General features: G+C 74.7%; 15 protein-coding genes. 9 read left to right on the top strand and 6 right to left on the bottom strand.

From position 1 onward, the window contains the following. Window positions 1–89 precede the first annotated feature (89 nt). Complete coding sequence (locus FB554_RS00505; RefSeq protein ID WP_142004149.1) at window positions 90–323, bottom strand: hypothetical protein; 234 nt, start codon at window positions 321–323, stop codon at window positions 90–92. Between FB554_RS00505 and FB554_RS17000 the strand changes: the two genes are divergently transcribed. Then, window positions 322–876, top strand: a complete 555-nt coding sequence (locus FB554_RS17000; RefSeq protein ID WP_170206736.1) for a hypothetical protein — start codon at window positions 322–324, stop codon at window positions 874–876. The two genes, FB554_RS00505 and FB554_RS17000, sit on opposite strands and share 2 nt — an antisense overlap. Window positions 877–971: 95 nt before the next feature. Here FB554_RS17000 and FB554_RS00495 read toward each other — a convergent pair whose 3' ends face one another. Together FB554_RS00495 and FB554_RS00490 are read right to left on the bottom strand one after the other, a co-directional pair. Beyond that, on the bottom strand, window positions 972–1,763 hold the full coding sequence (locus FB554_RS00495; protein ID WP_142007336.1) for a sugar phosphate isomerase/epimerase family protein: 792 nt from the start codon (window positions 1,761–1,763) through the stop codon (window positions 972–974). Between the two features lie 211 nt (window positions 1,764–1,974). Continuing rightward, window positions 1,975–2,901: a Ppx/GppA family phosphatase gene (locus FB554_RS00490; RefSeq protein ID WP_142004148.1), complete on the bottom strand. Its 927-nt coding sequence runs from the start codon at window positions 2,899–2,901 to the stop codon at window positions 1,975–1,977. Window positions 2,902–2,939: 38 nt separating this feature from the next. Between FB554_RS00490 and FB554_RS00485 the strand changes: the two genes are divergently transcribed. Beyond that, on the top strand, window positions 2,940–3,743 hold the full coding sequence (locus tag FB554_RS00485) for a DUF3109 family protein (RefSeq protein WP_142004147.1): 804 nt from the start codon (window positions 2,940–2,942) through the stop codon (window positions 3,741–3,743). A 452-nt stretch (window positions 3,744–4,195) separates the two neighbouring features. Here FB554_RS00485 and FB554_RS00480 read toward each other — a convergent pair whose 3' ends face one another. Further along, entirely contained in the window at window positions 4,196–4,816 is a 621-nt protein-coding gene (locus tag FB554_RS00480) for a flavin reductase family protein (RefSeq protein ID WP_142004146.1), read from the bottom strand. Window positions 4,817–4,917: 101 nt separating this feature from the next. On the opposite strand from FB554_RS00480, the gene radA reads away from it, so the two are divergent. From radA to panC, 4 genes are all read left to right on the top strand, one after another. Then, a complete protein-coding gene (gene radA / locus FB554_RS00475) occupies window positions 4,918–6,297 on the top strand; it encodes a DNA repair protein RadA (protein ID WP_142004145.1) in 1,380 nt (459 codons plus the stop codon). A gap of 161 nt (window positions 6,298–6,458) precedes the next feature. After that, window positions 6,459–7,199, top strand: a complete 741-nt coding sequence (locus FB554_RS00470; RefSeq protein ID WP_142004144.1) for a D-Ala-D-Ala carboxypeptidase family metallohydrolase — start codon at window positions 6,459–6,461, stop codon at window positions 7,197–7,199. Window positions 7,200–7,348: 149 nt separating this feature from the next. Next, entirely contained in the window at window positions 7,349–8,410 is a 1,062-nt protein-coding gene (locus tag FB554_RS00465) for a peptidoglycan recognition protein family protein (RefSeq protein ID WP_142004143.1), read from the top strand. Between the two features lie 51 nt (window positions 8,411–8,461). Then, window positions 8,462–9,310 carry a pantoate--beta-alanine ligase gene (gene panC / locus FB554_RS00460; protein WP_142004142.1) on the top strand — a complete coding sequence of 283 codons (849 nt, stop codon included), beginning with the start codon at window positions 8,462–8,464 and terminating at the stop codon, window positions 9,308–9,310. On the opposite strand, the gene FB554_RS00455 is transcribed toward panC, so the two are convergent. Beyond that, window positions 9,229–11,688: an XRE family transcriptional regulator gene (locus FB554_RS00455; protein ID WP_142004141.1), complete on the bottom strand. Its 2,460-nt coding sequence runs from the start codon at window positions 11,686–11,688 to the stop codon at window positions 9,229–9,231. The two genes, panC and FB554_RS00455, sit on opposite strands and share 82 nt — an antisense overlap. A gap of 166 nt (window positions 11,689–11,854) precedes the next feature. Between FB554_RS00455 and FB554_RS00450 the strand changes: the two genes are divergently transcribed. The 3 genes from FB554_RS00450 to FB554_RS00440 are packed head-to-tail and all read left to right on the top strand — an operon-like array spanning window position 11,855 to window position 14,541. After that, on the top strand, window positions 11,855–12,529 hold the full coding sequence (locus FB554_RS00450) for a peptidoglycan recognition protein family protein (RefSeq protein ID WP_142004140.1): 675 nt from the start codon (window positions 11,855–11,857) through the stop codon (window positions 12,527–12,529). A gap of 42 nt (window positions 12,530–12,571) precedes the next feature. Continuing rightward, window positions 12,572–13,648, top strand: coding sequence for a DNA integrity scanning diadenylate cyclase DisA (disA, locus tag FB554_RS00445; RefSeq protein ID WP_142004139.1), 1,077 nt, complete (start codon window positions 12,572–12,574; stop codon window positions 13,646–13,648). Further along, entirely contained in the window at window positions 13,645–14,541 is an 897-nt protein-coding gene (locus tag FB554_RS00440) for an HhH-GPD family protein (RefSeq protein WP_142004138.1), read from the top strand. The genes disA and FB554_RS00440 overlap by 4 nt, the downstream gene beginning before the upstream one ends. Here FB554_RS00440 and FB554_RS00435 read toward each other — a convergent pair. Further along, complete coding sequence (locus FB554_RS00435) at window positions 14,510–15,034, bottom strand: gluconokinase (RefSeq protein ID WP_142004137.1); 525 nt, start codon at window positions 15,032–15,034, stop codon at window positions 14,510–14,512. The two genes, FB554_RS00440 and FB554_RS00435, sit on opposite strands and share 32 nt — an antisense overlap. Window positions 15,035–15,064: the final 30 nt, after the last annotated feature.

Raw genomic sequence — 15,064 nt, 5'->3', positions numbered from 1 at the left:
GAGGCAGCGCCGGACCGGGGCGTCTGCCTACCCTTGCGGTTCGCGTCCGCGGGTCACCGAACCCGTTGCACCGCAAGCGAGCTGGGAGGTCACGCGATGGTGCCGCACGAATCAGCAACACCGACCACGGTCCGCCCCCGTCGACGAACGGTCGCGAAGGCCGCCGCCTGGACGGTGCCGACGATCGCCGTTGCCGGCGCCGCGCCCGCGCAGGCGGCCTCGCCCTGCGCGAGCGTGCCGAGCGTCGCCTTCAGAGGGAGCTGGACCAACGCGTCCGCTACCGGGTGGCTGACCAGCACAGGGACCGGCGGGCTGGGGTTCATGAACGCCGACACCCAGTTCGGGGCGTTCCGCGACCCCGCCCCCGGCACCGGGACGGCGACCGTCTCGACCAGCATCACGCTGGTCCTGTCGCCGAACACCACCTACACGATGACGTTCCCGGTGGTCGCGTGGAACGTGCAGAACACGCAGACCGCCACCATCACCGTCAGCGGCGTCGGCACCCAGTCGGTGAGCCACAACACCGACAGCGCCAAGCCGGACGGCATCGTCTACACCTTCACCACGGGGGCGGCGACGACGTACACGATCACCGTGCGGGTGTCGGTCCCGCGACCCTCCGCCTCGGCCACCGGTGACGACATCGTCGTCGGCTCGCCCACCCTCGTCTGCGGCACCCGCCCGGCGACCGTGCAGCGCGCGCCGGCGGCGAACCCCTCGACCGCATCGACCGGCACCTCGGCGACCAGCCCGGCGACGCCGAGCTCGTCGACCACCACGACGCCGTCGTCGAGCCCGACGGTCTCTCCGACGGGGACGGGCAGCACCTCGACGACCCCCTCGGCGGCGCCGAGCGCCACGCCGACCGACTGAACCGAGCCCCGGAGCGTTCGTCGCCCCGCGGTCAGCGGGGGGCGGCGAAGTGCAGCCGGGCGAACGCGAGCCCCGGCGCGTTCGTCGCCCCGCGGTCAGCGGGGGGCGGCGAAGTGCAGCCGGGCGAACGCGAGCGCCTCGGCCAGGTCGAGCTCGCGCTGCTCGTCGTCGAGACGGCGGGTGCCGACCTCGACCACGATCGATCCCGAGAAGTCTTGTGCCGCAAGCGATTCCAGCAGCTCGGCGCAGGGTTGGGTGCCGCGGCCGGGCACCAGGTGCTCGTCCTTGTACGACCCGCTCCCGTCGGCGAGGTGCACGTGGGTCAGGCGGTCGCCGAGGGCGTTGGCCATCGCGAGCGCGTCGGACCCGGCGGTGGCGGTGTGCGACAGGTCGAGGGTGACGTGGTCGTAGTCGACGTCGACGGGGTCCCAGTGCGGCAGGTAGGCCTGCATCTCGCGGGCACGGGCCCGCCAGGGGAACATGTTCTCGACCGCCAGCCGCACCTCGGTGCGCTCCTCGCGCTCGGCCACCCCCTCGACGAACTCCAGGGCGTAGTCGCGCTGCCAGCGGAACGGCGGGTGGAGCACCACCGTGGAGGCCCCCACCTCCTCGGCGAGCTCGATGGAGCGGTCGACCTTGTCCCACGGCTCGGTGCCCCAGACCCGCTGCGTCAGCAGCAGGGTCGGGGCGTGGATCGAGCAGATCTCGACCTCGTGCAGCTCGGCGAGACCGCGCAGCGCACCCGCCTCCTGGCTGACCGGCTCGGTCCAGACCATGACCTCCACCGCGTCGTAGCCCAGCCGCCCGGCGAGCTCGAACGCCGAGGCGGCGCCGCGCGGATAGACCGAGGCGGTGGACAGCCCGACCTTGGCGTCGGGGACCTGCAGCGCGCGCCGCTCCGGCTCGACCCGCGGCGCGGTGCGGGCGGGGGCGCGACCCGGCTCGGGCGGGGCCAGCGGCTCGGGCTTCGGCTTGCGCGAGTCGCCGGCCTTGCGCCCGGGATCGGCCGCCTGACGCACCCGCTTCGCGGCCTGGCTCACGGCCTTGGCGGGGCGTGCACGGGTGCCCTTCTTGCGGGGCTGCGGGGTGTCGGGCACCTCAGGCCTCCAGCCAGTCCAGCCGCCGCAGGATCACGCCCTCGCGCAGCGCCCACGGGCACAGGTCGAGCTGCTCGACGTCGAGCAGGTGCATCGCCGACTCCACGACCACCGCCCCGGCGAGCAGCTGGTGGGCACGCCCCGCGGACACCCCGGGCAGCGCCGCGCGCTCCTCGACCGTCATCGTCGCGAGCCGGGGCACGAGGTCGGCCAGCTCGGACCGCACGAGCCGGCGGGGGACGTACGGACCCTCGGCGCTGGGCGCCGCCCCGAGCACCCGAGCCAGAGAACGGATGGTCTTGCTGGTGCCGACGACGTGGTCGGGTGACCCGAAACGGTTGAGGTCTCTGACGATTCGCGCGATGTCGCTGCGCACCTGCTTGCGCAGCGAGCGCACGTCGTCGCGGCTGGGCGGGTTACCGGGCAGCTCGCGCGACATGCGTCCGGCCCCGAGCGGGAGGCTGATCGCGGCGTCCGGCTCCTCGTCGATGCCGGTGGCGAGCTCGAGGCTGCCGCCGCCGATGTCGACGCAGAGCAGCCGCCCGCTGGACCAGCCGAACCAGCGCCGCGCGGCGAGGAAGGTCAGCCGGGCCTCGTCGGCGCCGCTGAGCACCTGCAGGTCGGCGCCGGTCTCGTCGCGCACCTGCTGCAGCACCGCCTCGCCGTTGGGCGCCTCGCGGATCGCGCTGGTGGCGAAGGCGAGCAGGTCTTCGATCCCCTCGTCCTCGGCGATCGTGAGGCACTCCCCCACGAACGACACGAGCCGCTTGACGCCCTCGCCGGCGATGCGGCCGTCGTCCTTGGTGTGCTCGGACAGCCGCAGCGCGATCTTGTGCGAGAACGCCGGGAACGGCCGCGCGCCCCGGTGCGCGTCGACCACGAGGAGGTGCACGGTGTTCGAGCCGACGTCGATCACCCCTAGGCGCATGTCGGCCAGGCTACCGACCGGGAAGTATCGTCCGGCAGGTGACCGAGACGCCGCTGGACATCCCACGCACCTGGGTGGAGTTCGAGAACCCCGCCGAGACGGGTGAGCGGTTCCGCTGCGACCTCACCTGGCTCACCTCCAGCTGGACCTGCATCTTCGGCTCCGGCTGCCGCGGGATCTACGCCGACGCCCCCGACACCGGCTGCTGCACCCTCGGCGCGCACTTCAGCGACAAGGACGACCTGCGCAACGTCAAACGGGTCGTCGCCGAGCTCGGCCCCGACGAGTGGCAGTACTACGACGAGGGACACAGCAAGAAGGGCTGGCGCGAGAAGGAGGACGGCGAGACCAAGACCCGCGTGGTCGACGGCGCCTGCATCTTCCACAACCGGCCCGGCTTCCCCGCCGGCAGCGGCTGCGCCCTGCACCAGCACGCGCTGCTGGTCGGCGAGGAGCCGCACACGATGAAGCCCGACGTGTGCTGGCAGCTGCCGATCCGGCGCACCTATCGCACCGTGGAGCTGCCCGACGACACGTCCTACCTGGAGGTGTCGATCGGTGAGTACGACCGGCGCGGCTGGGGACCGGGTGGGCACGACCTCGACTGGTACTGCTCGGGCAACCCCGAGGCCCACGTCGGCGCCCAGCCGGTCTTCCGGTCCAACGAGGGCGAGCTGCGCCACCTGATGGGCGACGCCGGGTACGAGGTGCTGGTCGAGCACTGCGAGGCGCACCTGGAGCAGGCGAAGGCGGCGCGCCGCCCGGGCGGCCGCAAGCTGCTGCCGCTGCTGGTGCACCCGGCGACGCTCGCGGCGGAGAAGCAGAACCGCAGGAAGCGCTGACGCGCTGAGGGGCGAGCGGGGGTCCGCTTGGGGGCCCCTGTCGGGGTCTCGATCACTGACGGCCACGGTGCGCAGGCATGGTGAGGGATCTGGCCCGGGCGGGCGGGGGAGGCCCTACGGGCCAGCCATCCGGCCTCGCAGGCTCGGCCTCCCGCCAGGCCCGTCCACGGCCCTACGGGCCTCCCCCGCCCGCCCTCGGTCGCCTACGTCTCTGTTCGCTGCCAGGTCTGCACGGGCGTACGGGCTCTCCTCCGCCGGTGGCCGACGCTGCCAGCCGCATTTCGTTCACCGGTGCACGAAATGCGGAGGCCAGGCCCGGGATCCCAGGGGTGACCCACCCCAGATCGTTCACCGGTGCACGAAATGCGGAGGCCCGGGCCCGGGATCCCGGGGGTGACCCTGCTCAGATCGTTCACTGGTGCACGAAATGCGGCAGGCGGTGGGGGCGTGGGTCAGTCGGCGAGGCGCTGCTGGCGCTGGGCGTACGTCTCGCGCGGGACCTCGCGGATCTCACCGAGGGTGGCCCACTGGTTGCGGCCGAGGCGGGCCATGGGGGCCAGGCGCTCGGGCAGCGGCAGGTCGTCCTCGGGCGACATGGCCTGCTCGGCGACGGCAACGTGCAGCACCTCGCCGAGCACGAGGGTGCTGTCGCCGACCTCGACGAGCTGGTGCAGCCGGCACTCCAGCGCGACGGGCGAGCCCGCGACTCGGGGCGGGGCGACGGTGCGCGACGGCTCGGTCTCGATGCCGACGGCGGCGAACTCGCTGACGCCGGGCGGGAAGTCGGTGCCGGTCTCGTTGATCTCACGCTGCAGCCACTCGGGCGCGAGGTTGACGACGAACTCCTCGGTGGCGCGCACGTTGCGCAGCGTGTCCTTCACGCCGGTCGAGGTGAACTGCACGACCGGCGGCCGGCTCGAGGCGACGGTGAAGAACGAGTGCGGCGCGAGGTTGTCGACGCCGTCGGCCGACCGGCTCGACACCCAGGCGATGGGGCGCGGCAGCACGGTGGAGGTCAGCAGGCGGTAGGCCCGGCGGGGCTCGAGGTCGGCCACGGAGATCTCGGTACGCACGCGCCCAGTCTCGCTCGCGCGCTCGCCGGCGGGAGGGCCGGGGCGGTGCGCCCGGGCGGGTCGTCGGGGCGTTGTCGGTGCTCCCGCCTAGCGTTTCCGTCATGGCCGCCAAGACCCGCAGTCCCCGACCGTCGTACAAGTGCACAGAGTGCGGCTGGACCGCCGTGAAGTGGGTGGGCCGGTGCGGCGAGTGCCAGGCGTGGGGCACCGTCGTCGAGGCCGGGGTCACCCCGGCCCGCACCGCCCCCGCGGCGGTGGTCGAGCGCCCGGCGCAGCCGATCGGCGAGGTCGACGCCACCCGGGCCGAGGCCCGCTCGACCGGGGTGGGCGAGTTCGACCGGGTGCTGGGCGGGGGGCTGGTGCCGGGTGCGGTCGTGCTCGTGGCCGGTGAGCCCGGCATCGGCAAGTCGACGCTGCTGCTCGACGTGGCGGCCCGGGCCGCGCGCGAGTCGCGGTCGGTGCTCTACGTCAGCGGCGAGGAGTCGGCGGCCCAGGTGCGCATGCGCGCCGAGCGCATCGAGGCCATCGCCCGCACGCTCTACCTCGCGGCCGAGACCGACCTGGCGACGGTGCTCGGGCAGATCGGTCAGGTCGAGCCCGACCTGGTCGTCATCGACTCGGTGCAGACCATCACCAGCGCCGAGGTCGACGGCGCGCCGGGCAACGTGTCGCAGGTGCGCGAGGTCGCGGCCTCGATCATCCAGCACGCCAAGGCCCGCGGCATCGCGGTGCTGCTCGTCGGGCATGTCACCAAGGACGGCTCGATCGCCGGCCCGCGGGTGCTCGAGCACCTCGTCGACGTCGTCGTGCAGTTCGAGGGCGAGCGGCACTCCCGGCTGCGGCTGGTGCGCGCGGTCAAGAACCGGTTCGGCCCCACCGACGAGGTCGGCTGCTTCGACCTGTCCGAGGTCGGCATCGTCGGCCTCCCCGACCCGAGCGGGCTGTTCCTCACCCGCCGCGACCAGCCGGTCAGCGGCACCGGCGTCACCGTCACCCTCGAGGGGCGGCGCCCGCTCGTGGCCGAGGTGCAGGCGCTGGTCGCCCCCGGCGGCGGCGGTTCGGCGCGGCGCACCACCAGCGGCCTGGAGTCCTCGCGCGCCGCGATGGTGCTGGCCGTCCTCGAGAGCCGCGTCGGCATCCGGCTGCGCGACCACGACTGCTACCTCTCGACGGTCGGCGGCGTGCGCATCGCCGAGCCGGCCAGCGACCTGGCGATGGCGCTGGCCGTGGTGAGCGCCAGCTCCGGCCGTCCGCTGCCCGCGGGCTGCATCGCCGTCGGCGAGGTGGGGCTGGCCGGTGACGTGCGCGCGGTCGGCGGCGTCCCCCGCCGGCTCGCCGAGGCCGCCCGCATCGGCTTCACCCGCGCGATCATCCCCCGCGGCTCGCTCGGCAACGAGACGCTGCCCGCCGGCATGCGCGTCATCGAGGTCGACGACCTCGCGAGCGCGGTCGACGTGGCGCAGCCGAGCCGCACCGGCTGAGGCGCGCTGCCCAGCGCGCGCTGCGGCCCCCACCGCGACCATCCGCAGCGGTTGCCCGAGGCCACCGCGCCCACCCGGACAACCCGGACATTCGCGTTGTCCCTGGTGACCGGCCGGGCGGCTACGCGAGCGTAGGAGCTCCCCGAACCGAGGAGTTCCTCATGCGAACCGCACGTTCCCTCCCTCACCTGATCGCCGCCGGTTCCCTCGTCGCTGCCGGCCTCACCGGCGTCGGCGTCGCCACCGGCGCCTCGCAGGCGTCTGCCGCGCAGGCCTGCGAGAGCTGGTCGAGCACGCTGCGCCCGGGGTCCACCGGCTCCGGCGTCAAGGAGCTGCAGATCCGGGTCGCCGGCTGGGTGCCGAGCGGCCAGGTCATGGGCGCCGACGGCATCTACGGCGACCAGACCAAGGCGGCGGTGGCCCGCTTCCAGAAGGCGTACGGCCTCGCCGACGACGGCATCGCCGGCTCGCAGACCTTCGCCAAGCTGCGCTCGCTGACCAAGTCCGACTGCACCCCGATCAACTTCACCTATGCCGAGGCCAGCAACAACTGCGGCAAGGGCTTCACCGGCAGCGCGTCGGTGAAGGAGAACCTGCGCCGCTCCCTGTGGCAGGCCCAGGCGCTGCGCCGGCAGCTCGGCGACAAGCCGCTCCCGGTCAGCTCCGGCTTCCGCGACAGCGCGTGCAACTCCGCCTCCGGCGGCGCGTCGAGCAGCCAGCACCTCACCGGCAAGGCGCTCGACTTCACCCCGCCGAGCGGCGTCAGCATGTGCGCCCTGGCCCGCCAGGCCCGCTCCGCCGGCTACGGCGGCATCTTCGGGCCGGGATACCCCGGGCACAGCAACCACGTGCACGGCGACTGGCGCACGACCAAGGCCTGGTCCGCGTCGCAGTGCTTCTGAGGCCGCTCGGGCCACCCGCCCGCGCTCGGCACGACCACCCCCTGCCCCTCCGAGACCGCTGACCGATCCCCCTGCCTCCGGTCGGCGCAGCGTGCCGGGCGGCCCGCCCTCCGGGCCGCCCGGCACCACCCCGCAGCAAGGAGACCCGCATGCCCGCCATCACCCGCCGCACCCTGCTCGGCAGCGCCCTCGGCGCCGCGGCCCTGACCGGGGCCGCCACCCGCAACGCCCCCGGCGCCGCCGCGGTCGAGCGGCCCAGCATCATCGGCACCGCGACGTGGGGTGCCGAGCCCGCCCGCGAGCCCATCACGATGGTCGGGCCGCCGCGCACGATCGTCGTCCACCACACGGCCTCGGCGAACGTCTCGGACGTGAGCCAGCAGGCGGCGTACGACATCGCCCGGCAGATCCAGCAGTGGCACTTCGCCCGGGGCTGGGCCGACACCGGCCAGCACTTCACGGTCAGCCGCGGCGGGTTCGTGCTCGAGGGCCGGCACCGCACGCTGGAGGGGCTGGACGGCGGGCAGCGACAGTTCCCGCTCGGCGCGCACAGCCTGAGCCAGAACCGGACCGCGCTCGGCATCGAGAACCAGGGGACCTACACCTCCGCGCTGCCGCCGGCCGCCCAGTGGCAGTCGTTGGTGCGGCTGTGCGCGTTCCTGTGCCAGACGTACGCCCTCGCGCCCAGCGCGATCCAGGGTCACCGCACGTTCGACTCGACCGACTGTCCCGGCGACGCGTTCTTCGCCGAGCTGCCCCGGCTGCGCACCGACGTCGCGGCGCTGCTCGGCGGTGGCGGGACGACCCAGCGGCCGTGGCCGGTGCTGCGACCGGGCGCGACCGGCTTCCGCGTGACGTGCGCCCAGCGGCTGCTGCGGCAGGCCGGGCACGAGGCACCCACCGGCGGGGTCTTCGACGACCCGACGACCGCCGCGGTGAAGGCCTTCCAGACGAGCAGGTCGCTGGACCCCGACGGGGTCGTCGGTCGCCTCACCTGGGAGGCGCCGCTGGCCCTGACCCGCCGGAACGGCGACCGGGGCGAGGGCGTGCGCGCCGCGCAGACCGCGCTCACGGCCCGCGGCGCGTCGGTCACCGTCGACGGGATCTTCGGCTCGGGCACCCAGGCCGCGGTCGAGCGGTTCCAGGACGCCAAGGGTCTGACCGTCGACGGGGTGGTCGGCCTCGACACCTGGTCGCGGCTGCTGGCCTGAGCGCGCCCCGGTTACCCTCGGCGTCCGAGGCCAACCGACCCCGAGGTAACCATGCCGCTGCACACCGTCACGACCGTCGCCGAGTGCCGGGCGGCGCTCGAGGACGCCCGCCGCGCCGGCCGCGAGATCGCGCTGGTGCCGACGATGGGCGCGCTGCACGAGGGGCACGCCGCGCTGGTGCGGCACGCGCGCGAGGTGGCCGACGTGGTCGTGGTCTCGATCTTCGTCAACCCGCTGCAGTTCGGCGAGCGCAGCGACCTCGAGCGATACCCGCGCACCCTGGAGGCCGACCAGGCGCTGCTGGAGGAGCTGGGGGCCGACCTGCTGCTCGCGCCCGACGCGGAGCAGATGTATCCCGACGGCGGCTCCAGCACGACGGTGCACGCCGGGCCGCTCGGCGACGAGCTCGAGGGGGCCAGCCGGCCGGGCCACTTCGACGGCGTGCTCACCGTCGTCACCAAGCTGCTGAACATCACCCAGCCGACGATCGTGTGCTTCGGCGAGAAGGACGCCCAGCAGGTCTTCCTGGTGCGCCGGATGATCCGCGACCTCGACCTGCCGGTGGCCGTGCACGAGATCGAGACGGTGCGCGAGGCCGACGGGCTCGCCCGCTCCAGCCGCAACGTCTTCCTCGACGACCGGCAGCACGAGGTCGCCCTGACCCTCTCCCGGGCGCTGCGGGCGGCCGCCGCGGCCCGGGCCGACGGCGTGCCCGCCATGCTGCGGGCCGGCCGGGCGGTGCTCGACGCCGCCGACGACGTCGACCTGGACTACCTCACCGCCGTCGACCCGGAGACGTTCGCACCGGCGCCGGACGATCACGCCGGCGACGTGCGCCTGCTCGTCGCCGCCCGCGTGGGTCCGGTCCGCCTCATCGACACCCTGCTCGCCCAGAGCTGACGCAGCTCGGCGGCCTGGCGCCGCTCGCCCCGCTGCTCGTGCCGCCGCAGGGCCGTACGCCAGTGCTCGTCGGCCTCGTCGTGCCGGCCGAGCCCGTCGAGCGCCATCGCGAGCCGCCGCCGGATGCTCACCTCCCACTGCCCCGCGCCGCGGTCGTCGACCAGGGCCAGCCCGTCGCTGAGCACGCTGATCCCGCCGCGTGGGTCCCCGGCCACGACGTGCCAGTAGCCCAGCTCGTCGAGCGCCTCGGTCTCCAGCGCCCGGTCGCCGACCGACCGGCTCACCTCGACCGCCTCCTCCAGCAGCGACCGGGCGTCGGTCAGCGCACCGTCGTCGCGCAGCATGACGCCGAGGTTGATGAGCGTCATGGCGATGCCGCGCGGCACGCCGAGCCGGCGGTAGAGGTCGAGCGAGCGACGCTCGGACCGCACGCCGTCGGCCCGCTTCCCGACCGCCGCCTGCAGCAGTCCGAGGTCGCGCCAGGCGGCGGCCGCGCCCCGCTCGTCACCCTGCTGCAGCGACAGCGCCAGCCCGCGCATGCAGGCCTGCACAGCGTCGGGCAGCCGGCCGAGCCGGCGCAGCGCGATGGACCCGGCGATCTCGGCCCCCGCCTCGGCGAGCGGGCGTGCGTGCTCCCGGGCGAGCCGCGCCGAGGTCTGCGCGGCCTCCGCGGCGGCCGCGTGGTCACCGCGGCCCGAGCGCGCCAGGGCCAGGTCCTGCCACAGCCAGACCCGCTCGTCGGGGGCGTCGTCCGGCAGGTGCTCCAGGGCCAGCTCGAGGGTCTCGGGCCAGCCGAGGTTGTCGGCCTTGGCCACGAAGAAGGTCATCAGCCCCAGCGCCAGGTGGGCGACGGCGAGCCCGCTCTCGTCGTCGTGCCCCGCCACCACCCGGGCCAGCGCCAGCACCTGGTCGGCGTCGGCGCTCACCAGCTCCAGGCACGCGCTGGGCCCCAGGTCCGGGTCGAGCGGGCGGGTGAGCGCGCCGTGGTCGATACCGCTCGGCGGCGTGCGGGACAGCTCGCGGCTGCGCCAGGCGAGCGCGACGTAGTGCCGCAGCACGCGCAGGCGCAGCGCGTGCCGCCGGGCGGGTGTGGTCGTGGACTCGGCCCAGCTGCGGGCGACGGCGTGCACCAGGTCGTGGACGGCGTACTGCCCGCTCGCGGACTCCTCGGCCAGGTTGGCCTCGACCAGCCGGTCGACCGCGGCCGCGCTGCGCGCCCGGCTCCACCCGTGCGCCGCACCGATCGCCTCGACCGAGACGGCGTACGTCGGCAGCAGCCCGATGGTGTGCAGCGCCTCGGCCGCGAGCCGGTCGGTGCGGCTCGCGCTGCTGCGCAGCTGCTGCATGCAGTCGCCGAGGGTCTGCTCGACGCCCAGGCCGCCGCAGTGCAGCTCGACCAGCGGCCCGTGCTCGCCCAGCCGCTCGGCGAGGTCGGCGACGCTCCACGACGGGCGCGCCTGCAGGCGAGCGCCGACGATGCGCAGCGCGAGCGGCAGCCCGGCGCACCCCTCGACCAGCCGGCGCAGCGCGTCGGCGTCGGGGTCGGTGCGCTCCCGGCCCAGCACGTGGCGCAGCAGCTCGGTCGCGGAGGCGTCGTCGAGCCGGCCGAGGTGGAAGCCGCTGGTCGGGGCCGACAGCCCGCTGCGCGAGACCACGACGACGGCGTTGCCGGCCGTGCCCGGCAGCAGCTGGGCGACGTCGGCCGCGCCCTCGTGGTCGGCGGCGTCGTCGAGCACGACGAGCAGCCGGGTGCCGTTGGTCAGCGTGCGGTAGGCGGCCGCCGCCTGGTCGGCGTCGCGCGGCACGTCGTCGCTGTGCACGCCCAGCGACACCAGCAGGTATGCCAGCGCCGCCCGGGTGTCCAGCGCACCGGCCGGGTGGTGGCCGCGCAGGTCGAGGTAGATCTGCCCGTCGGGGAAGTCCGGCGCCACCGCGTGACCGACGCGCAGCGCGAGCGACGTCTTGCCGATGCCGGCCATGCCCGTGATGCCGACCACCTGCGGGGCCAGCCCGGCCGGCTCGCGCAGCCGGTCGGTCACCGCGCGCACCAGGTCGTCGCGGCCGACGTGCAGCGGCGGGGGCGCGGGCAGCTGCGCGGGGCGCAGCGCCCACCCGGGGCGCACCTGGTCGGGGCGGGTCCAGGTCTCGCCGACCCGGCGCCTGCTGCACACCTGGCGCATCCGCCGCGCGTCGTCCTCGTCGAGCCCGAGCCCGCGCACGAGGGCGTCGATCGTGCTGGCGCGCGGGCGTTTCCGCCGGCCGCGCTCCAGCACGCTGATGCCCTCGACGCTCAGGCCGCAGCGCTCGGCCAGCTGCTCCTGCGTGAGGCCGCACGCGAGCCGTAGCCCGCGCAGCGTCGCACCGAAGTCGTCGCTCATCGCTCCCCCGGGATGCGGTCGACCGTTCCCTGTCCGAGTCCAAACCTAGGAGCAAGTGCGGGGGCAACCCGCCCGAGCGGCCGCCCGAATTTCCCCGGGCCGGCACAGCGGCCGCACAGCCGGTTCTGCTGTGCTGGGCCCTCCCCCTGCACCAGGAGCCTCGCCCGTGCCGTCTCGCCCCGCCCGCCGCGCCGTCCTCGGCGGCACCGCCGGGCTGCTCGGCGTGGGCCTGCTGGGCTGCTCCCGCTCCAGCGCCGAGCCGGTGCCGGGCCCGGAGGTGATCGGCACCCAGGCGTGGGGTGCGCAGGAGCCGCGCCGCCGCGCGCGGCTCGTCGGCCCGCCGCGCACGGTCCTGATCCACCACACCGCGTCGGCCAACGTGGCGGACACCAGCCGGCAGAGTGCGTACGACATCGCCCGGCAGATCCAGCGCTGGCACCTGGCCAACGGCTGGGGCGACACCGGCCAGCACTTCACGGTCAGCCGCGGCGGCTTCCTGCTGGAGGGCCGGCACGGCACCCTCGACGCGGTGCGCGCCCGCGACGGCGAGTTCCCGTTCGGCGCGCACAGCGCCAGCCAGAACCGCACGGCCCTGGGCATCGAGACCCAGGGCACGTTCACCGCGGCGCTGCCGACGAGCGCCCAGTGGGACGCGCTGGTGAGCCTGTGCACCTGGCTGTGCCGGTCGTACGACCTCGCGGCCGACGCCATCGACGGGCACCGCGACTACGAGCAGACCGCCTGCCCCGGCGACGCGCTGTTCGCGCGGCTGCCCGACCTGCGCGACGCGGTCGACCGGGAGCTGGCCAGGACTCCCAGCCCGGCGACGACCCGTCGTTAGACTCACCGCGACCGCCTCCCCCGACCCTGGCAAGGACACTCCGTGGAGCGATCCGACGAGTGGGTGCTCAGCGAGACTCTCGCCGCTGTCGCCCCCGGCACCGAGCTGCGCGACGCGCTCGAACGCATCCTGCGCGGGCGCACCGGCGCGCTGATCGTGCTGGGGCACGACCGGGAGGTCGAGGAGATCAGCACCGGCGGGTTCCCGCTCGACATCGAGTTCTCCGCGACGCGGCTGCGCGAGCTGGCCAAGATGGACGGCGCGATCGTGCTCGACCGCGAGGCGACCCGCATCATGCGCGCAGCGACCCAGCTGGTGCCCGACCCGCACATCGAGACGCGCGAGTCCGGCACCCGCCACCGCACGGCCGAGCGGGTGGCCAAGCAGACCGGATACCCGGTGATCTCGGTGAGCCAGTCGATGCGCATCGTCGCGCTCTACGTCGGGCAGCTGCGGCACGTGCTCGAGGGCTCCAACGCGGTGATGTCGCGCGCGGGTCAGGCGCTGCAGACGCTGGAGCGCTACAAGGCCCGGCTCAACGAGGTCACCGGCACCCTGTCCGCGCTGGAGATCGAGGACCTGGTGACCGTGCGCGACGTCGCCAACGTCATCCAGCGGCTCGAGATGGTCAGCCGGATCAACACCGAGATCACGCAGTACCTCCTCGAGCTCGGCACCGACGGCCGGCTCATGGCGCTGCAGCTGGAGGAGCTGGTCGGCGGGCTCGGCAACGACCGCGAGCTGGTGCTGCGCGACTACCTGCACGCCGCGCGCGAGCCGCTCACGCTCGAGGAGGCGATGGCGCGCATCAGCGCCCTCACCGCCACCGACCTGCTCGATCCCGCGGCCGGCGCCCGGGCGATGGGCTTCCCCGCGCAGGGCGACGCGATGGACGCCTCGGTCAGCCCGCGCGGATACCGGCTGCTGTCGAAGGTGCCGCGGCTGCCCGGCGCGATCGTCGACCGGCTGGTCGACCACTTCGACTCGCTGCAGCAGCTGCTCGCGGCCAACTTCGACGACCTCATGTCGGTCGACGGCGTCGGCGAGAGCCGGGCGCGCGCGGTGCGCGAGGGGCTGTCGCGGCTGGCCGAGACGAGCATCCTCGAGCGCTACGTGTGACCGAGCAGGCCGACGCGCTGCACCGGCGCGTGCTGGAGTGGTACGCCCGCGAGCAGCGTGATCTGCCCTGGCGCCGCCCCGACGCCTCGCCGTGGGGCGTGCTCGTCTCGGAGGTCATGCTGCAGCAGACCCCGGTCGTGCGGGTGCTGCCGGTCTGGCAGGAGTGGCTCACCCGGTGGCCGACGCCCGCCGACCTCGCGGCGGAGGCGCCCGGCGAGGCGGTGCGCGCGTGGGGACGGCTGGGATACCCGAGGCGCGCGCTGCGGCTGCACGCGGCGGGGACGGCGATCGCCGAGCGGCACGGCGGCCGGGTGCCGGGCACGGTGGCCGAGCTGCGCGAGCTGCCGGGGGTCGGCGAGTACACCGCCGCGGCGGTCGCGGCCTTCGCGTTCGGTCGCCGCGTCGCGGTGGTCGACACCAACGTGCGGCGGGTCGAGGCGCGGCTCGTGACCGGGGTGCAGCACGCCGCGCCCAGCCTGACCACCGCCGAGCGCCAGGTCGCGGAATCCCTTCTCCCCCAGTCGGACTCAGACGCAAAGGTCTGGAACGTCGCGGTCATGGAGCTGGGGGCGCTGGTGTGCACCGCGCGGGCGCCGCGCTGCTCCGACTGCCCCGTCGAGAGCAGCTGCGCATGGGTCGCGAACGGGCGACCGGCGTACGTCGGGCCGGCGCGGCGGGGACAGGCGTGGGCCGGGACCGACCGTCAGGTGCGTGGACGCCTGCTGCAGGTGCTGCGCGAGTCGGACGGCCCGGTGCCGCACGACCGGCTGCGCGAGGTCTGGGACGACGAGGTGCAGCGCGAGCGCTGCCTCGACGGGCTGGTCGCCGACGGGCTGGTGGAGCCGGTGGGCGAGGCGGAGTTCAGCCTTCCGCGGGCAGGTCGAGCGCGGTGAGCACCTGCTGCAGGACCTGGTCGGGGTCGCCCGAGGTCAGCACCGTCACGCCCGGCTCGTCGTCGTCGAGCGGCTCGAGGGTGTCGAGCTGGCTCTGCAGCAGCGACGCCGGCATGTAGTGCCCCTTGCGGTTCGCGACCCGCTGCTGCAGCTCCTCGATGTCGACGTCGACGTGGCAGAAGCTCACCTCGGGCCGCCCCTCGCGGAGCAGGTCGCGGTAGGTGCGCTTCAGCGCCGAGCAGGTGACCACGGTCGACTCGCCCGCGGCGGTGCGCTCGCTGATCCACTCGCCGATCGTGCGCAGCCACGGCCACCGGTCCTCGTCGGTGAGCGGGTGGCCGCTGGCCATCTTGTCGCGGTTGGCCTGGCTGTGGAAGTCGTCGCCCTCGGCGAAGCGGAAGCCGGTGGCCTTGGCGACCCCCTGGGCCACGGTGGTCTTGCCGGAGCCGGAGACCCCCATGACGATGATGCTCTGCGGCGCTGCGGAATCCATCGGCCCAGCCTAGAACCCCTTGTCCGCCGG

Origin of the sequence: Barrientosiimonas humi (assembly GCF_006716095.1) — a bacterium.
GTDB lineage: Bacteria > Actinomycetota > Actinomycetes > Actinomycetales > Dermatophilaceae > Barrientosiimonas > Barrientosiimonas humi.
This window is presented reverse-complemented; position numbering and strand designations above follow the sequence as displayed.